This is a genomic window from Saccharibacillus alkalitolerans (assembly GCF_011090185.1).
Classification (GTDB): Bacteria; Bacillota; Bacilli; order Paenibacillales; family Paenibacillaceae; genus Saccharibacillus; species Saccharibacillus alkalitolerans.
Genome location: NZ_JAAFGS010000014.1, coordinates 25,605 through 44,416, shown reverse-complemented (window position 1 = coordinate 44,416; position 18,812 = coordinate 25,605). Strand labels below are relative to the sequence as shown.

Below are 18,812 nucleotides of genomic sequence, written 5' to 3'. Positions count from 1 at the left end.
GATTGTCAGACCGCTTCGATTCGTTTATAATGGCTAAACAAGATCTATCCCATACCGTCATTAATCGAATATTTTGATAGCGAAGAACAGGAGAAGTACGTCGTACGCCGAATCCCCAGAGAGGACGGCCGGACGCCGAAGCCCTTAAGGGCCGCAGGCGCGGGCTGGGAGCCGTCCGGAGCCGGCAGACGGAAATGCGCCTGGGAGCTGCGGGTTCGAACCCGGACGCCGACGGCGCCGGGCTAGAGTCCGCCGGCCGGTCCCCGTTACGGACTTGAACGAGACGGATCGGCCGGGCGCCCGGATGATCCAAGCAGAGTGGAACCGCGGTCGAACGCCTCTGCAGCATGATGCTGCAGAGGCGTTTTTATTTTGGGGCAATGGAAGCGAGGAAGCGTGATGTTCAAATCGATGAGGTCCGATATACGCGCCGTTTTCGATAACGATCCGGCCGCGAGAAGCATGTTCGAAGTCGTCTTCACCTATTCGGGGCTGCACGCGATTTGGGCTCACCGGATCGCGCACAAGCTGTATAAGTGGCGGCGCTTCACGATGGCGAGGACAGTATCGCAGATCGGACGCTTTTTTACCGGAATCGAGATTCATCCGGGCGCGACGATCGGCGATCGCCTGTTCATCGACCACGGAATGGGCGTAGTGATCGGCGAGACGTGCGAGATCGGCGACGACGTCGTCATCTATCAGGGCGTCACGCTGGGAGGCACGGGTAAAGAAAAAGGGAAGAGGCATCCGACGATCGGCAACAACGTGGTCATCGGCTCCGGAGCCAAGGTGCTGGGCTCCATTACGGTGGGGGATCAGAGCAGCATCGGATCGAATTCCGTCGTGCTCAAGGAAGTGCCGCCGAACAGTACGGTGGTGGGCATCCCCGGCCAGATCGTCCGGCAGCACGGCCGTAAGGTCGACCGGCTCAGCCATCAGATGCCCGACCCTTCGCACGATGCGATCTGCGAGCTGCGGCGCCAAATCGGCGAGCTTCAGCGGGAGCTGGAAGCGGTTCGCCGCGAAACGTACGGCGAGCCGCCGCGCGCGGCGGGAAGCGGAGACGGTCAGAAGTAAGCGACGAGAACGAGAGAGGAATGTGGAGAAATGGCCCTGCAAATTTACAATACGATGACGAGGGAAAAAGAGAAATTCGTGCCGGTAAATCCGGATAAGGTCAATATGTATGTATGCGGCCCGACCGTTTACGATTATATCCATATCGGGAACGCGCGTCCGGTCATCTTTTTCGACGTGGTCAGAGCGTACCTGGAAGACCGGGGATATGACGTCAACTACGTGGTGAACTTTACCGACGTCGACGACAAGCTGATCCGCAAGGCGGAAGCGATGAACACGACGGTGCCGGAGGTGGCGGAGAAGTTTATCGCGGCTTACTACGAGGATCTGGAAGGACTCGGCGTGGAAAAGGCGACCTTGAACCCGCGCGTGACGGAGAACATGGACGACATCATCGCGTTCATCGACGAGCTGGTCAAAACGGGGCACGCCTACCCGAGCGGCGGCGACGTGTATTTCCGTACGTCGAGCTTCGAGCAGTACGGCAAGCTGTCGCGGCAGAACCTGGAGCAGCTGCAGTTCGGCATCCGGATCGAAGTCGACGCGCGCAAGGAAAATCAGGAAGACTTCGTGCTCTGGAAAGGGGCGAAGCCGGGCGAGATTTCCTGGGAAAGTCCATGGGGACCGGGGCGGCCGGGTTGGCATATCGAATGCTCGGCGATGGCGCGCCGCTATCTCGGCGACACGCTCGACATTCACGGCGGCGGACAGGATCTGCAGTTCCCGCATCACGAATGCGAGATCGCGCAATCGGAGTGCTTGAGCGGCCACGCGCTGTCCAATTATTGGATGCATAACGGCTACGTCAATATCGACAACGAGAAAATGTCCAAGTCGCTCGGCAACGGCATCACGGTGCAGGACCTGCGCAAGCAGTATAAAAAAGAAGCGCTGCGCTATTTCGTCCTGTCGACGCACTACCGCAACCCGCTTAACTTCAGCGCGGACAATATGCAGCAGTCGCTGAACAGCGTGGAGCGGATCGAGAATGCCGTCGGAGCGGTGCATCATCGCCTGGGAGCGGCAACGGCGGGAACGGAAGCCGTGACGGACGCGCTTCGCGGGAAGCTGGATGCGATTTTGAACGATTTTTACGCGAAAATGGACGACGACTTCAATACGCCGGATGCCGTGACCGCGATTTTCGAATGGGTGAACGAGGCCAACCGCGCGCTGCGCGAAGAAGTGGCCCGCAAAGCCGATCTCGAAGCGCTGCTCGAAGCTTTCCGCAAAATGAACGGCGTGCTGCGCATTGCGGCCGAGCCGAGCGCGGAACTGCTGGACGAAGAAGTGGAATCCCTGATCGCCGAACGCGCCGAAGCGCGCAAAGCGAAAAATTGGAGTCGTTCCGACGAAATCCGCGACCTGCTCGCCGAGCGCGGCATTTTGCTGGAAGATACGCCGCAGGGCATGAGATGGCGGAGAAAATAAGATGACCGAACACGATAAAAGGGACGGAGAGGCAGGCGGGGACCTCCGCGAAGCGGCGGAGACCGAACGGAGAAACGGAGCGGACGGGCTGCTGTTCGGCTACCCGCCGTCCAAGCCGCCGGGACTGCTCCCGCCGCTCGTGCTGGCCTATATCGGCGACGCGGTGTTCGAAGTGGCGATCCGGCAGTACCTGATCGGACATGCCAACCTGCGGCCGCATCATCTGCACCGCGAGGCGACCAAGCTTGTCTCGGCCGGCGCCCAGGCGCGGCTGCTGTTCCGGATCGAAGACGCGCTGAGCGAAGAGGAAGCCGATATCGTTCGCCGCGGACGAAACGCCAAGTCGGGCTCCGTGCCCAAAAACGCCGACGTGCTCGAGTATCGGCATGCCACGGCGCTGGAATGTCTGGCCGGCTATCTGTATTACGCCGGGCGGGCCGAGCGGCTGGAAGAGCTGATTCGGTTGGGATTGGCTTCTCCGGACGCGGACGTTCCCGGACGGACCTGATGGATCACATACGAGAGCGGCGGCGAAGCGCCGCCGGCAGAAGGGGAGTATCAGCATGGAAGAAGAATTGATTGCCGGCAAGCACTCGGTCGCCGAGGCGCTGAGAGCCGGAAGAAGCATCAATAAAATTTGGATCGCCGAAGGAACCCAGCAGAAGCAGATGCAGCCGATTCTGACGGAAGCGAAAAACCGCGGCGTCGTCGTCCAGACCGCCGACAAGCGCAAGCTGGACACGCTCGTGCCGGGCATCCAGCACCAGGGCGTGGTCGCCCAGGCGGCTCCTTACGTCTACGCGGAGGTCGAAGACCTGCTCGCGGCGGCGGCCGCGAAGGACGAAGATCCGTTCCTGCTGATTTTGGACGAAATCGAAGACCCGCATAATCTCGGTTCCATCCTGCGTACGGCCGACTGTACGGGCGTGCACGGCGTCATCATTCCGAAGCGCCGTTCGGCTCAGGTCAACGCGACGGTGTCGAAGACGAGCGCGGGCGCGGCGGAATACGTGCCGGTCGCGCGCGTGACGAACCTGGCGCAGACGATGGAGAAGCTGAAGGAATCGGGCGTCTGGATCGCGGGCACCGACGTGCGGGCCGAGGGCGAAATTTACGAAACGGATGTCTTCAAAGGTCCGGTCGCGCTTGTGATCGGCAACGAAGGCGAAGGCATGGGACGTCTCGTGCGCGAGAAATGCGACGTGCTGATCAAGCTGCCGATGCAGGGCCGGATCAATTCGCTGAACGCTTCCGTCGCCGCGGGCGTCGTCATGTACGAAGTGCTGCGCCAGCGCAGCGGCAGAAAGTAGCGTAGGACGATGGCCGATTTGCGGGATGTGCTTCTGGTGGACGGCTACAACATGATCGGAGCCTGGCCCGACCTGGCTTCGCTGTCGCAAATCGATATGGACGAAGCCCGCGATCGCCTGCTCGAGCGGCTGGCCGATTACCAGGCGTTTACGGGACGGCGGGTGATCGCCGTCTTCGACGCTTACCGCGTACCCGGAAAGGGGAAGTCCTTCAAGCAGGGCAAGGTCGAGGTCTACTTCACCAAAGAGAAAGAGACCGCGGACGAAGCGATCGAACGCTTCGCCGGCCAGCTCGGCGGAAAGCGCCGGCTCGTGTATGTGGCGACGAACGACTTCGTCGAGCAGAGCGTCGCCTTCGCGCAGGGAGCGCTTCGGGTACCGGCGCTCGAGTTGTTGGTCGATGTCGAGCAGAGCGAGCGCGAGATCGGAAAAAGAATCGCCGAGCAGGCCCGGCTGGGAAGCCGGAACACGCTCGACGGCAAGCTCACGCCCGAACAGCTTAAACTTTTTGAACGCTGGCGGCGCCAATAGGCGCCGCTTTTTCGCGGAACAAAAGTAAGCGTTTTATTACAACTCGGTGTACAAAAAGGAATTATCCGCCATCAGGCCCCTCTTTTGGTCGTTCTGCGGTTGACGGTGTAAGGTGACATAATATATACTGAGGCTAACTTTTACGACAGGCTCGAAACTTGCGCCGCGGCCGGAGGGATTGCTGGTGAGTGTAGATCTCAAAGACGTCATAGTGTCACCTTACGATTTCCAGAGCGACGAAGAAGTCGTGGAAGCGGTTCATCTCGGCGACAGCGAGGCGCTGGAATATCTGATCAACAAGTACCGGAATTTCGTGCGCGCCAAGGCGCGTTCGTATTTCCTGATCGGAGCCGACCGGGAAGACATCATCCAGGAAGGCATGATCGGACTGTACAAGTCGATTCGCGATTTTCGCGGAGACAAGCTGGCTTCGTTCAAGGCGTTCGCCGAACTGTGCATCACGCGGCAGATCATTACGGCGATCAAGACGGCGACGAGGCAGAAGCATATTCCTCTCAATTCGTATGTGTCGTTGGACAAACCGATTTACGAAGAAGATTCGGACCGAACGCTGCTGGATATCATTTGCGTATCCCAGGTCTGCGATCCGGAAGAGTTGATCATTAACCGCGAAGAATTCAACGGGCTGGAAGACAAGATGTCGGAAATTTTGAGCGAACTCGAACGTCAGGTGCTTATGCTTTACCTGGACGGGCGTTCCTACCAGGAAATCGCCGTCGATCTCCGCAGGCACGTCAAATCGATCGATAACGCGCTTCAGCGGGTGAAGCGCAAGTTGGAGAAGTATTTGGAAGTACGGGATCAAGTGTGAATGGGCTGCGTCAGGCCGGTTACATATACAACAAGCCGCCCGCGAGGCAAGGGCGAGGAGAAAGACTCCCTTCAGGGAGTCTTTTTCTGCATAATGCGAAAAAACCGCGTCCGATCAACGTTTTTCGTTGACAGCATATACCGGCTATGCTAAAGTGTTTTAGGTAGGCCTAAAATCATGATTTTAGGCTCAATACGAGTTCTTCTTGATTGAAGGATATCTTCGGGAGGTGTACATCTATGCGGGTTATTATCACGTTGGCATGCACGCAGTGCAAGCAGCGCAATTATACAACGATGAAGAACAAACGTAATCACCCTGACCGCATGGAGATGAAGAAGTATTGCAAGTATTGCAACTCGCAAACTCCTCATCGTGAAACCAGATAGTTAGTTGGAGGTGTCGTCGGCGTGAAAAAGAGCTTCAAGTCTATGTTTTCCTTTTTCTCCGAAAGCTGGGCTGAACTTAAAAAGGTTCGCTGGCCCAATCGCAAAGAACTGACCAATTACACGCTTGTTGTTTTGGGAACGATTGTTGTGATGGCTGTATTCTTTTGGGTAATCGACATCGGACTCTCCTATGCGATTGAAGCGATAATTTAAGGAAGGGCCTGTAGGTGGCTTGATATGGAAAAAAGATGGTACGTCGTTCATACCTATTCCGGGTATGAGAACAAAGTCAAAGCCAATTTGGAAAGACGCGTAGAATCTATGGGCATGGAAGACAAGATTTTCCGGGTTCTTGTTCCGATGGAAGAAGAACTGGTCGACAAAGACGGCAAGAAAAAAACCGTCATGCGTAAAGTGTATCCCGGTTATGTCTTGGTGGAAATGATCCAAACCGATGATTCTTGGTATGTTGTCCGCAACACGCCGGGCGTCACCGGGTTCGTAGGTTCGACGGGTTCCGGTTCCAAGCCGACAGCCCTGCTTCCGGAAGAGGTAGAACAAATTCTGAAGCATATGGGCATGGACGAACCGAAACCGAAGATCGAATTCGATCTGAAGGAATCCGTGCGTATCAAAGTGGGACCTTTTGCGAACTTTGTCGGAACAGTGGAAGAAATTCTGCTCGAGAAAAGCAAGCTGAAGGTTCACGTCAACATGTTCGGGCGCGAGACACCGCTTGAGCTGGATTACACGCAAGTCGAGAAGATTTAATTAACGCAAGGAGGTGTTTCTCAATGGCAAAGAAAGTCATTAAAATGGTGAAACTTCAAATTCCTGCAGGCAAAGCGAACCCTGCGCCTCCGGTAGGTCCGGCACTGGGTCAAGCGGGTGTGAACATCATGGCATTCTGTAAAGAATTCAATGCTCGCACAGCCGACCAGGCAGGTCTGATCATTCCGGTCGAGATCTCCGTATTTGAAGACCGTTCGTTCACTTTCATCACGAAAACTCCGCCGGCAGCAGTCCTTCTGCGCGTCGCTGCGAAGATCGAGAAAGGCTCGGGCGAACCGAACAAGAAAAAAGTTGCTACGGTTAACCGCGACACCGTTCGCCAAATCGCCGAGCAAAAAATGCCTGACCTCAACGCTGCGAACGTCGAGTCCGCAATGCGCATGGTCGAAGGTACAGCCCGCAGCATGGGCATCACGATCCAAGACTAATTGATTCTTGAGTATCGTCCAAAGCCGAGCCTCAAGGCAGTGCGGCATACGTGGGAGGGTTACCCGCTAACACCACAAAGGAGGAATACACAATGGCTAAACACGGTAAGAAGTATCTCGAAGCTGCCAAGCTGATCGACATCGAAGCAGCTTACGAACCGGCCGAAGCCGTAGGTCTCGTCAAAAAGACCGCAACGGCTAAATTCGACGAAACCGTCGAAGCGGCAGTACGTCTGGGCGTAGACCCGCGTAAACAAGACCAAGCCGTCCGCGGCGTCGTTGTCCTGCCACACGGCACAGGCAAAACGCAGCGCGTACTGGTATTTGCAAAAGGCGATAAAGCGAAGGAAGCGGAAGCTGCCGGAGCGGACTTCGTAGGCGATCAGGACATGATCAACAAGATCCAACAAGGTTGGTTCGAGTTCGACGTCTGCGTAGCAACGCCTGACATGATGAGCGAAGTCGGTAAACTGGGTCGTCTGCTCGGCGGTAAAGGCCTCATGCCTAACCCTAAAGCAGGCACAGTTACATTCGACGTTACCAAGGCTGTTCAAGAAATCAAAGCCGGTAAAATCGAATACCGTCTGGACAAAGCGGGCCAAATCCATGCACCGATCGGCAAAGCGTCGTTCAGTGAGGAGCAGTTGAACGATAACCTGAAAGCACTGATGGACGCGCTGAACCGCGCTAAACCGGCTGCTGCCAAGGGCGTTTACCTGAAAGGCGTAGCGGTGTCCGCAACGATGGGACCGAGCATTCGCGTAAACACAACTTCTTACAGATAATAAAGTGTTGACTTCGGTCGACCTTTCACTTATACTGTGATAGTTGTTCGATTCCGTTCTTTTGAACGGTTGACTAAATTTGAATATGCTTACCGTAGACAGTAGGTGCTTTCGAGCTTAATTTCCTACCGAGGTGTCGTGATAGAATTTCAGCTTTGCTGATTCGTCAAGCCTTCGTCTTCTGCGGAGGCTTTTCTTATTGCCTACGGTGCATGTCCGGACTTCGGTTCGGACATGCCAGCAACAAGTGGGAACGAGCGGAACCGCCCGGCGCGGCGGTCCTCTGTTTCACTCGAATTCAACAGGAGGTGTACGATTTGGCTAACGCAAAAGTAGTTCAAGCTAAACAAGAAGCGGTAGACGTAATCGCCGGTAAACTGCGCGACAGCGTAACGACCGTCGTTGTCGACTATCGCGGTCTGAACGTAGCTCAAGTTACCGAGCTGCGTAAGCAACTGCGCGAAGCGGGCATCGAGTTCCAAGTTCTGAAAAACTCGCTGGTTCGCCGTGCGACTGCAGCTTCCGAACTGACCGATCTCGACGCGGTTCTCACAGGACCGACCGCTATCGCATTCGGTACGGAAGACGCTGTAGCGCCTGCCAAAATCCTGAACGACTTCGCGAAAGCGAATGACGCTCTGGAACTGAAAGGCGGCGTGGTAGAAGGACGCGTAGTAAGTGCGGACGAACTGAAAGCACTGGCTTCCCTGCCTTCCCGCGAAGGTTTGCTGTCCATGCTCCTCAGCGTGCTCCAGGCTCCTATGCGCAACTTCGCGCTGGCAGTCAAAGCCGTTGCGGAAAAAGACGAGCAGCAGACTGCATAAGACCGCTTAGCGGCCTTGCGCAAAACGTTTTATCCCGTTTCACAAAATCGACAGCCTTAGCCGGCTGATCCCACATACCCAAATGGAGGTTCAATCATGAGCAACGAGCAAATCCTTGAAGCCATCAAAGGCATGACTGTACTGGAACTGAACGACCTGGTTAAAGCAATCGAAGAAGAATTCGGCGTAACTGCAGCAGCTCCTATGGCAATGGTAGGCGGCGGCGCAGCAGCAGCTGAAGCTGAGCAAACTGAATTCGACGTTATCCTGACAAGCGCTGGCGCTTCGAAGATCAACGTTATCAAAGTCGTTCGCGAAATCACAGGCCTGGGCCTGAAAGAAGCGAAAGAAGTTGTAGACAACGCTCCAAAAGCAATCAAAGAAAAAACTTCCAAAGAAGACGCAGAAGCGATCAAAGCAAAGCTCGAAGAAGCTGGCGCTTCCGTAGAAGTAAAGTAATCGCTTTTTAAATAAGCGCTACACAGGGCAGACCCTCGAAGTTATCCTGCTTCGGGGGTCTGTTCTCGTATTTGCGCCAATTTCCAAACGGACGCTTTTTGCGAGGTTGGCGATTAAGCCTTCGATCAACGATAAAGGGGTTGAATCGGATGTCGGATCATTATTATTCCAACCGTCCTTCCGCTGCGCATGACCGGAAGACGATTGACGTCGAACTGCGCGGCAAAAAAGTGCGTCTGGTTACCGATGCCGGCGTTTTTTCCAAAAGCGGACTCGATTACGGAAGCCGGGTGCTGATTGAGGCGCTCGAAATTCCGGAGGGAGCTTCCGTGCTGGATGTAGGCTGCGGCTACGGTCCGATCGGCATTGCGGCCGGTCTAATGGGGGCTTCGAGCGTTACGATGCTGGATGTCAACGAACGGGCGGTCGAACTGGCGCGCGAAAACGCGGCGGCCAACGGCATTTTGCAGGCAAAGGCGATGCAGAGCGATCTGCTCGAAGCGGTCTCGGAAGAGAGCTTCGATGTCATTATTACCAATCCGCCGATTCGCGCCGGCAAGGAAACCGTGCATCGTCTGTTCGAACAGGCGAGCGATCGACTGAATCCGGGAGGCTCGCTGTGGATCGTCATCCAGAAAAAGCAGGGTGCGCCGTCGGCAAAAGCAAAACTGGAGTCGCTGTTCGATCGGGTGGAAGAAGTGACGAAAGACAAAGGGTATCGAATCTATCAAGCGATAAAAGGCTGATAGGGAGGAAAAGAAGAATTTTTTCGGAGAAGTCCGGAGAAAGGGTTGACCGACCTGTGAGGCCGTGTTATAGTTGTAAAATGTCAGTATAGAATGCCCTACGTGGCTTTAGCATATTAAAATGTCAAGAGGCTCCGCAAAACAGCAAAGGAAGCGCGGTTTTGTTTGGGGCTTAATATTTTGATGCGCGAAGGCGGATGTGCGGGCATTTTTGACGGCACTTTGAAAGATATGCAGCGACGTTTCATTACATGCTTCGATTCATTATTGATCCGGCCATGCGACGCTCTTTTTTCGAATCATACTCGATAAGGGCTTTTCTGCATGTAAGGGTCGCGCCCGTCTTTGTCTCATTATACGTGATTCAAAGTAAGGGTCGCAATGGAATTTTTAAACTCGGCATTTTCATCCAAAAAGTGCCTAAAGTTGAGTAGACATTGAGGGGTGAGTATAGTTGACGGGACATCTTGTTCAATATGGTCGACGCACTCGGCGGAGTTATTCGCGAATTCATGAGGTGCTCGAAGTTCCGAATCTGATCGAGATTCAGCAGAAATCGTACGAGTGGTTTCTCGAGGAAGGCCTTCGGGAGATGTTTCACGACATTTCGCCGATCCAGGACTTTACCGGAAATCTGATTCTGGAATTTATCGATTACAGCCTCGGAGAACCGAAATACACGACAGACGATGCCAAAGAGCGTGACGTAACGTACGCGGCGCCGCTGCGCGTGAAAGTCCGCTTGATTAACAAGGAAACGGGCGAAGTCAAGGAGCAGGAAGTGTTCATGGGTGACTTCCCGCTGATGACCGAAACCGGTACGTTTATCATAAACGGTGCGGAACGGGTTATTGTCAGTCAGTTGGTTCGCTCTCCAAGCGTCTACTTCAATACTAAAGTGGACAAAAACGGAAAGAAAACATACAGCGCGACTGTCATCCCGAACCGCGGCGCATGGCTCGAGCTCGAGACGGACGCCAAGGACATCATCTATGTCCGGATCGATCGTACCCGGAAGATTCCGGTTACGGTACTGCTTCGTGCGCTCGGTTTCGGCAGCGACGCCGAAATCCTGGATCTGCTCGGCAACGACGAGTATATCCGCAATACGCTGGACAAAGACAATACGGACTCGACGGAGAAAGCGCTGATCGAGATCTACGAGCGTCTGCGTCCGGGCGAACCGCCGACATTGGACAACGCGAAAAGCCTGCTGATCGCTCGCTTCTTCGATCCAAAGAGATACGATCTCGCCAATGTGGGCCGCTATAAAATCAACAAAAAACTCCACATCAAAAACCGTCTCTTTAACCAGCGCCTGGCCGAAACGCTGATCGACACCGTAACGGGCGAAATCATCGCGGAAGCGGGCCAAATGGTGGATCGTCGTCTCCTCGACGAAATTCTGCCGTACCTGGAGAGCGAACACAGCGTGAAGACGTATCACGTCGCGGGCGGCGTACTCGACGCCAACGACATTCCGATGCAGTCCATCGACGTGTTCTCTCCGATCGAAGACGGCAAAGTCGTCAAGGTTATCGCGAACGGTCTGATCGACAAAACGGTCAAACACATCACGCCTGCCGACATCGTGGCTTCGATCAGCTACTTCATCGACCTGCTGCACGGCATCGGCGATACCGACGATATCGACCACCTGGGCAACCGTCGTCTGCGTTCCGTAGGCGAACTGCTCCAGAACCAGTTCCGTATCGGCCTTTCCCGTATGGAACGCGTCGTGCGCGAGCGCATGTCGATCCAGGACGCCAACGTGATCACGCCTCAGGCACTGATCAACATACGTCCGGTCATCGCGTCGATCAAGGAGTTCTTCGGCAGCTCGCAGCTGTCCCAGTTCATGGACCAGACGAACCCGCTGGCGGAACTCACGCACAAACGCCGTCTGTCCGCACTCGGACCCGGCGGTCTGACGCGCGAACGCGCGGGCTTCGAAGTTCGAGACGTTCACGCCAGCCACTACGGCCGGATGTGTCCGATCGAGACGCCGGAAGGACCGAACATCGGTCTGATCAACTCCTTGTCCACGTTCGCGCGGATCAACGAGTACGGCTTCATCGAAGCGCCTTACCGCAGAGTCGATCCGAAGACCAACAAAGTCACGGAGCACATCGACTATCTGACGGCCGACGAAGAAGATAACTACGTGGTAGCGCAGGCGAACGCCAAGCTGAACGAAGACGACTCTTTCGCGGAAGACATGGTCATCGTCCGTTACAACAAACAGGCCGACAACATCCTGCCGATGCCGAGCGATCGCGTCGACTATATGGACGTTTCGCCGAAACAGGTCGTATCCGTCGCGACGGCGCTCATTCCGTTCCTGGAGAACGATGACTCCAACCGCGCGCTGATGGGATCGAACATGCAGCGTCAGGCCGTTCCTCTGCTTATTCCTAAGGCTCCGCTCGTCGGAACCGGCATGGAACACAAAGCGGCCAAGGACTCCGGCGTATGTATCGTAGCCAAACACGACGGTTACATCGAACGTTCGACAGCTAGCGAAATTACGCTGCGCCGCGTCGAAACGATCGACGGCCAGGAAGTCAAAGGCGACTTGGTCACTTATAAATTACACAAATTCATGCGTTCGAACCAAGGGACGTGCATCAACCAGCGTCCGATCGTTCGTGCTGGCGACATCGTGAAAAAAGGGGATATCCTGGCGGACGGTCCTTCGACCGAAATGGGCGAATTGGCTTTGGGCCGCAACGTCGTCGTAGCCTTCATGACTTGGGAAGGTTACAACTACGAGGATGCCATCCTGCTGAGCGAGAAGCTCGTTAAGGAAGACGTATATACTTCGATTCATATCGAAGAATACGAATCCGACGCGCGCGACACCAAGCTCGGACCGGAAGAGATCACGCGCGACATCCCGAACGTCGGCGAAGAAGCGCTGAAAAACCTCGACGATCGCGGAATCATCCGCATCGGCGCGGAGATCGCCGCCGGCGATATCCTGGTCGGCAAAGTCACGCCTAAAGGCGTAACGGAACTGACAGCGGAAGAACGGCTGCTGCACGCGATCTTCGGCGAGAAAGCCCGCGAAGTGCGCGACACTTCCCTGAGAGTGCCTCACGGTACGGACGGGATCGTCGTGGACGTCAAAGTCTTTACCCGCGAAAACGGCGACGAGCTGCCTCCGGGCGTCAACCAACTCGTTCGCGTGTACATCGCGCAGAAACGGAAAATCTCCCAAGGCGACAAGATGGCCGGACGTCACGGTAACAAGGGTGTCGTATCGCGCATCATGCCTGAAGAAGATATGCCGTTCCTGCCGGACGGCACGCCGGTTCAGATCGTGCTGAACCCGCTGGGCGTACCTTCGCGGATGAACATCGGACAGATCTTGGAAGTCCACCTCGGCATGGCGGCGCAGCGTCTCGGCATCCACGTCGCGACTCCGGTATTCGACGGAGCGAACGAATACGACGTATTCGATACGATGGAAGAAGCCGGCATGCAGCGCAACGGCAAAACGGTCTTGTACGACGGACGTACCGGCGAACGCTTCGAGCGCGAAGTCACGGTCGGCGTCATGCACATGATCAAGCTGGCGCACATGGTCGACGACAAAATCCACGCCCGTTCCACAGGTCCTTACTCGCTCGTTACGCAGCAGCCTCTGGGCGGTAAAGCTCAGTTCGGCGGACAGCGTTTCGGGGAAATGGAAGTATGGGCGCTGGAAGCCTACGGCGCGGCATACACGCTGCAGGAAATTCTGACCGTCAAATCCGATGACGTGGTAGGACGCGTGAAAACGTACGAATCCATCGTCAAAGGCGAAAACGTGCCGGAACCGGGCGTACCGGAAGCGTTCAAGGTCCTGATCAAGGAACTGCAGAGCTTGGGTATGGACGTGAAGATCCTGAGCGAAGACGAAGAAGAGATCGAAATGAAAGAACTGGACGACGAGGATGAACCGACCGGCGGCGACAAGCTGGGCCTCAACTTGGAAGGTTCGGAAGTCGGCGTAGAGCAATAAGTTTTAAAAATCAGGAACCGCATATAGGGAGGGTTGCTCCTTGTTGGATGTAAACAACTTCGAGTTTATCAAGATCGGGCTCGCTTCGCCGGACAAGATTCGTTCTTGGTCCCGCGGCGAAGTGAAGAAGCCGGAAACGATCAACTATCGTACGCTCAAACCGGAGAAAGAAGGTCTTTTCTGCGAAAAGATCTTCGGACCGACCAAAGACTGGGAATGCCATTGCGGCAAGTACAAACGGGTTCGCTATAAAGGCGTTGTCTGCGATCGCTGCGGCGTCGAAGTCACCCGTGCAAAAGTACGCCGCGAGCGGATGGGCCATATCGAGCTCGCCGCTCCGGTTTCCCACATCTGGTACTTCAAAGGGATTCCGAGCCGTATGGGTCTGGCGCTGGACATGTCTCCGCGCTCGCTCGAAGAAGTCATTTACTTCGCTTCTTATGTCGTCACCGATCCGGGCGAGACTCCGCTGGAGAAAAAGCAGCTTCTGTCCGAGAAGGAATACCGCAGCTACCGTGAAAAATACGGCTACGGTTTCCAGGCCGGCATGGGCGCCGAAGCGGTGAAAAAACTCCTTCAGGATATGGACGTCGACAAAGAACTGGAGTTCCTCAAAGAGGAACTCCGTACGACGCAGGGACAGCGCAGAAGCCGGGCGATCAAACGTCTGGAAGTCATCGAAGCGTTCAAAAGTTCGGGCAACAACCCGGACTGGATGATCCTCGACGTGCTTCCGGTTATTCCGCCGGAACTGCGTCCGATGGTACAGCTCGACGGCGGACGTTTCGCGACTTCCGACTTGAACGATCTGTATCGCCGCGTCATCAACCGGAACAACCGTCTGAAAAGACTGCTCGATCTGGGCGCTCCGGACATTATCGTGCAGAACGAAAAACGCATGCTGCAGGAAGCGGTAGACGCCCTGATCGATAACGGCCGCCGCGGCCGTCCGGTTACGGGCCCGGGCAACCGTCCGCTCAAATCCCTCAGCCATATGCTTAAAGGTAAACAAGGACGTTTCCGTCAGAACCTTCTCGGTAAACGGGTCGACTACTCCGGCCGTTCCGTTATCGTCGTAGGTCCGAACCTGAAGATGTACCAGTGCGGTCTTCCGAAGGAAATGGCGCTGGAACTGTTCAAGCCTTTCGTGATGAAAGAACTGGTCAACAAAGGACTGGCTCATAACATCAAGAGCGCCAAACGCAAAGTCGAGCGCGTCAGCGCCGAAGTGTGGGACGTGCTGGAAGAAGTCATCAAGGAGCACCCGGTTCTTCTGAACCGTGCCCCTACGCTTCACCGTCTCGGTATCCAGGCATTCGAACCGATCCTGGTCGAAGGTAAAGCGATTCGCCTTCACCCGCTCGTATGTACGGCATACAATGCCGACTTCGACGGCGACCAGATGGCCGTGCACGTTCCGCTGTCCGCAGAAGCGCAGGCGGAAGCGCGCATTCTGATGCTGGCATCCGGCAACATCCTGAACCCGAAAGACGGTAAACCGGTCGTTACGCCTTCGCAGGATATGGTCCTCGGAACATACTACCTGACGATGGACAACAACCAAGCCATGGGCGCAGGCATGATCCTACGCAACATTAACGAAGCGGTGTCCGCTTATCAGCGCGGCACAGCCGAGCTTCATGCTCGCGTAGCGATTCCGGTCAAAGCTCTCAACAAAACGAGCTTTACCGACAAACAGCAGGACGCCATGCTGATTACGACGATCGGCCGGATTATCTTCAACGAGATTTTCCCGGCAAGCTTCCCGTATATCAACGACGCGACCCGCGCCAACCTTTTCGAAGGCGTAGCGGAAGATTTCTTCATCTACGAAAAAGGCGAAAACGTCACGGAGCGCATCATGAACGCGCCTCAGACGAAAGGCATCGGCAAAGAGTATCTGGGCGAAATCATCGGACGCTGCTTCGAGGTTTACCAGACGACTCAAACTTCGATGATCCTCGACGAAATCAAACAGCTCGGTTTCACGTACTCGACCCGTTCGGGCGTAACCGTAGCCGTTTCCGACGTCGTCGTGCCGCCGGAGAAGAAAGACCTGATGGAAGAATCGGATAAGAAGGTCTCGGTCATCACGAACCAATACCGCCGCGGCCTGATTACCAACGAAGAGCGGTATGACCGGGTTATCGAAATCTGGTCGCACGCCAAGGATCAAATCAGTGACATTCTGATGAAATCCATGGACCGTTACAATTCCATCATGCTCATGGTCGACTCCAAAGCCCGCGGTAACAAATCGCAGATCACCCAGCTGGGCGGCATGCGCGGCCTGATGGCCAACCCGTCGGGTCGCATTATCGAACTCCCGATCAAGTCGAACTTCCGCGAAGGCCTGACGGTCCTCGAATACTTCCTGTCTACGCACGGAGCGCGTAAAGGTCTGGCCGATACCGCGCTGCGTACCGCCGACTCGGGTTACCTGACCCGTCGTCTGGTCGACGTGGCCCAGGACGTTATCGTACGCGAAGACGACTGCGGTACGGATAAAGGCTTCATGGTCGGCCGCATCCAGGACGGCAAGGAAGTCATCGAAGATCTGTACGACCGTATCGAAGGCCGTTACTGCTTCGAGACCGTCCGCCATCCGGAGACGAACGAAATCATCGCCCGCCGCAACGAACTGATCACTTCCGACAAAGCGGAAGAAATCGTCAAAGCCGGCGTGGAAAAACTGCAAATCCGTTCCGTACTCAGCTGCCGCGCCCGTCACGGCGTCTGCAAAAAGTGCTACGGACGAAATCTGGCGACAGGTAAACACGTCGAGATCGGCGAAGCGGTCGGCATCATCGCCGCCCAATCGATCGGCGAACCGGGAACCCAGCTCACCATGCGTACGTTCCACACCGGCGGCGTAGCCGGAGACGATATCACGCAGGGTCTGCCGCGTATCCAGGAGTTGTTCGAAGCCCGTAACCCTAAAGGTCAGGCTACGATCAGCGAAATCGACGGCGTCGTGAAAGAGATCCGCGAAGCGAAAGACCGCCGCGAGATCGAAGTTCAGGGCGAAGCCGAAAGCAAAACGTACTCCGTCACTTACGGTTCCCGTCTGCGCGTTCGCGAAGGCATGGCGATCGAAGCGGGGGACGAGCTGACGGACGGTTCGATCGACCCGAAAGAAATGCTGCGCATCAAAGGCATCCGCGGCGTGCAGAACTATATCCTTCAGGAAGTTCAGCGCGTATACCGGAACCAGGGCGTAGAAATCAACGACAAGCACGTCGAAGTCATGATCCGTCAGATGCTGCGCAAGATCCGCATCGTGGATGCAGGCGAAACGACGCTGCTGCCGGGATCGTTCGTGGATCTGCACGAATACGAAAAGGCAAACAAGGAAGCCATGCTGAACGGCAAGGATCCGGCTGTTGCCAAACCGGTTCTGCTCGGGATCACGAAAGCGTCCCTGGAGACCGACTCCTTCTTGTCGGCCGCATCGTTCCAGGAGACGACTCGCGTCCTTACCGACGCGGCGATCAAAGGCAAGGTCGACCAACTGCTCGGCCTGAAAGAAAACGTGCTGATCGGTAAGCTGATTCCTGCCGGCACCGGCATGAGCCGTTATCGCAACGTGCGTTTTGAAGAACCGGAAGGCTTGGAAAGCGGAGAAGAATCGCTCGAGACCGTAACGACCGAATAAGGCCGCTGCGGTTCGGAGGAATCGGGGCGGAAAGGGACGGGAATTCCCTTGAAGCCCCGAAATTCTTTGCTTGACATACCGCTCTCCCCAGTGCTAATATAGCAAAGGTGCGTGAGCAGCATGTATTGATCCTGTCTTTTGGAGGATATGCCGAATGTCTAATGATAAAGGACTCCAGGACGCTCATGTCAAAATCGGTACCAAGCAGACCGTGCGAGCGGTCGAACTTGGACAAGCTTCCGAAGTTTATGTAGCCATGGATGCAGACCAGCGGATGATCGCCAAGATTACATCGCTGTGCGGCAAGTCCGGCGTGAAGGTTACCGAGGTAGAGACGATGCGAGAGCTCGGCAAAGCCTGCGGGATCGAAGTCGGAGCGGCGATGGCTGCGGTTCTGAAGTGAGAAAGTCATAACTGTGTAAGAACGTTTTTGTTTCAGAAGCGTTAAGCGGCTGGGGCAAAAACTTTCATTTGTTCTTTTATGAACCACCTGGGTCTGTGGACTTGGGGGAAACGGTTTGTAACAAGGATGTTCACCAATATGGGAAGGGGGTGGCAATGAAAATGCCAACTATTAACCAACTCGTCCGCAAAGGACGTCAAGCGAAAGTCGTGAAGTCGAAATCCCCAGCTCTGCAAAAGGGTTTCAACGCACTGAAGCGTGAAGAAACGAACCTGAGCGCCCCGCAAAAACGCGGTGTCTGCACTCGTGTAGGTACGATGACTCCACGTAAACCGAACTCCGCGCTTCGTAAGTATGCCCGTGTTCGTCTGACGAACCGTATCGAGGTGACTGCTTACATTCCGGGTATCGGGCACAACCTGCAAGAACACAGCGTCGTGCTGGTTCGCGGAGGTCGCGTAAAGGACTTGGCGGGTGTACGTTACCATATCGTTCGCGGTGCTCTTGATACTGCAGGCGTAAACGGACGTATGCAAGCCCGTTCGAAATACGGCGCTAAGCGTCCGAAAGAAAAGAAAAACTAATTTAATTTGAGCGCCTAAGGGCGTTCAACTATCGGAGAAAGGGGGATATCCATGCCACGCAAAGGTCCAGTTACCAAAAGAGACGTACTGCCGGATCCGGTGTACAACAGCAAACTGGTTACTCGTCTGATCAACCGCATCATGATCGACGGTAAACGCGGTGTAGCTCAAAACATCCTTTACAACTCGTTCAAATTGATTCAGGAACGTACGGGCAACGACCCGATGGAAGTGTTTGAAGCCGCAATCAAAAACATCATGCCGGTTCTCGAAGTTAAAGCCCGCCGTGTAGGTGGTGCGAACTATCAAGTACCGATCGAAGTTAAGCCTGAAAGACGGACGGCTCTCGGTCTCCGTTGGCTCGTCAACTACTCCCGCAACCGCGGCGAGAAGACGATGGAAGAGCGTCTGGCGGCTGAAATCATCGATGCATCGAACAACACCGGCGCATCCGTGAAGAAACGCGAAGACACGCACAAAATGGCTGAAGCGAACAAAGCGTTCGCTCACTACCGCTGGTAGGATTTCGGCTTAGCAACCAATACTGAATTTTG

General features: G+C 55.3%; 19 protein-coding genes and 1 other annotated feature. All 19 genes read left to right on the top strand.

The window, feature by feature from the left end; genetic code table 11:
- The first annotated feature begins 399 nt into the window (after positions 1–399).
- The 19 genes from cysE to rpsG all read left to right on the top strand — a co-directional run bounded on the left by cysE (position 400) and on the right by rpsG (position 18,780).
- Complete coding sequence (gene cysE / locus GYN08_RS22700; protein ID WP_166279735.1) at positions 400–1,080, top strand: serine O-acetyltransferase; 681 nt, start codon at positions 400–402, stop codon at positions 1,078–1,080.
- A 30-nt stretch (positions 1,081–1,110) separates the two neighbouring features.
- Positions 1,111–2,514 (top strand): cysteine--tRNA ligase, encoded by a 1,404-nt coding sequence (gene cysS, locus GYN08_RS22695; RefSeq protein WP_166279732.1) that lies wholly within the window; start codon positions 1,111–1,113, stop codon positions 2,512–2,514.
- 1 nt (position 2,515) lies between these two features.
- On the top strand, positions 2,516–3,022 hold the full coding sequence (locus GYN08_RS22690) for a Mini-ribonuclease 3 (RefSeq protein ID WP_166279730.1): 507 nt from the start codon (positions 2,516–2,518) through the stop codon (positions 3,020–3,022).
- Positions 3,023–3,077: 55 nt separating this feature from the next.
- Positions 3,078–3,824, top strand: a complete 747-nt coding sequence (gene rlmB / locus GYN08_RS22685) for a 23S rRNA (guanosine(2251)-2'-O)-methyltransferase RlmB (RefSeq protein ID WP_166279727.1) — start codon at positions 3,078–3,080, stop codon at positions 3,822–3,824.
- A 9-nt stretch (positions 3,825–3,833) separates the two neighbouring features.
- Entirely contained in the window at positions 3,834–4,355 is a 522-nt protein-coding gene (locus GYN08_RS22680; RefSeq protein ID WP_166279724.1) for an NYN domain-containing protein, read from the top strand.
- Between the two features lie 184 nt (positions 4,356–4,539).
- Positions 4,540–5,187, top strand: a complete 648-nt coding sequence (sigH, locus tag GYN08_RS22675) for an RNA polymerase sporulation sigma factor SigH (protein WP_166279721.1) — start codon at positions 4,540–4,542, stop codon at positions 5,185–5,187.
- 239 nt (positions 5,188–5,426) lie between these two features.
- A complete protein-coding gene (gene rpmG / locus GYN08_RS22670) occupies positions 5,427–5,576 on the top strand; it encodes a 50S ribosomal protein L33 (protein ID WP_087801972.1) in 150 nt (49 codons plus the stop codon).
- A gap of 21 nt (positions 5,577–5,597) precedes the next feature.
- The gene (secE, locus tag GYN08_RS22665) at positions 5,598–5,789 is read left to right on the top strand and encodes a preprotein translocase subunit SecE (RefSeq protein WP_026293958.1); all 192 of its coding nucleotides are present in this window, start codon (positions 5,598–5,600) and stop codon (positions 5,787–5,789) included.
- Positions 5,790–5,813: 24 nt separating this feature from the next.
- A complete protein-coding gene (gene nusG, locus GYN08_RS22660; protein WP_166279718.1) occupies positions 5,814–6,347 on the top strand; it encodes a transcription termination/antitermination protein NusG in 534 nt (177 codons plus the stop codon).
- Positions 6,348–6,370: 23 nt separating this feature from the next.
- Positions 6,371–6,796: a 50S ribosomal protein L11 gene (gene rplK / locus GYN08_RS22655; RefSeq protein WP_037291610.1), complete on the top strand. Its 426-nt coding sequence runs from the start codon at positions 6,371–6,373 to the stop codon at positions 6,794–6,796.
- 92 nt (positions 6,797–6,888) lie between these two features.
- Positions 6,889–7,581 (top strand): 50S ribosomal protein L1, encoded by a 693-nt coding sequence (gene rplA / locus GYN08_RS22650; RefSeq protein ID WP_166279715.1) that lies wholly within the window; start codon positions 6,889–6,891, stop codon positions 7,579–7,581.
- 74 nt (positions 7,582–7,655) lie between these two features.
- Positions 7,656–7,787 (top strand) — a sequence feature (ribosomal protein L10 leader region).
- A 111-nt stretch (positions 7,788–7,898) separates the two neighbouring features.
- The gene (gene rplJ, locus GYN08_RS22645) at positions 7,899–8,405 is read left to right on the top strand and encodes a 50S ribosomal protein L10 (protein ID WP_166279712.1); all 507 of its coding nucleotides are present in this window, start codon (positions 7,899–7,901) and stop codon (positions 8,403–8,405) included.
- Between the two features lie 96 nt (positions 8,406–8,501).
- Entirely contained in the window at positions 8,502–8,864 is a 363-nt protein-coding gene (gene rplL, locus GYN08_RS22640; protein ID WP_166279709.1) for a 50S ribosomal protein L7/L12, read from the top strand.
- A 149-nt stretch (positions 8,865–9,013) separates the two neighbouring features.
- Positions 9,014–9,610 carry a class I SAM-dependent methyltransferase gene (locus GYN08_RS22635; protein WP_166279706.1) on the top strand — a complete coding sequence of 199 codons (597 nt, stop codon included), beginning with the start codon at positions 9,014–9,016 and terminating at the stop codon, positions 9,608–9,610.
- A gap of 454 nt (positions 9,611–10,064) precedes the next feature.
- Complete coding sequence (gene rpoB / locus GYN08_RS22630) at positions 10,065–13,616, top strand: DNA-directed RNA polymerase subunit beta (protein WP_166279703.1); 3,552 nt, start codon at positions 10,065–10,067, stop codon at positions 13,614–13,616.
- A 40-nt stretch (positions 13,617–13,656) separates the two neighbouring features.
- Positions 13,657–17,271 carry a DNA-directed RNA polymerase subunit beta' gene (rpoC, locus tag GYN08_RS22625; RefSeq protein ID WP_166279700.1) on the top strand — a complete coding sequence of 1,205 codons (3,615 nt, stop codon included), beginning with the start codon at positions 13,657–13,659 and terminating at the stop codon, positions 17,269–17,271.
- Positions 17,272–17,425: 154 nt separating this feature from the next.
- Complete coding sequence (locus tag GYN08_RS22620) at positions 17,426–17,674, top strand: ribosomal L7Ae/L30e/S12e/Gadd45 family protein (protein WP_166279697.1); 249 nt, start codon at positions 17,426–17,428, stop codon at positions 17,672–17,674.
- A gap of 161 nt (positions 17,675–17,835) precedes the next feature.
- Positions 17,836–18,258: a 30S ribosomal protein S12 gene (gene rpsL, locus GYN08_RS22615; protein WP_026293957.1), complete on the top strand. Its 423-nt coding sequence runs from the start codon at positions 17,836–17,838 to the stop codon at positions 18,256–18,258.
- 51 nt (positions 18,259–18,309) lie between these two features.
- Positions 18,310–18,780 carry a 30S ribosomal protein S7 gene (rpsG, locus tag GYN08_RS22610; protein ID WP_018978372.1) on the top strand — a complete coding sequence of 157 codons (471 nt, stop codon included), beginning with the start codon at positions 18,310–18,312 and terminating at the stop codon, positions 18,778–18,780.
- Positions 18,781–18,812 lie beyond the last annotated feature (32 nt).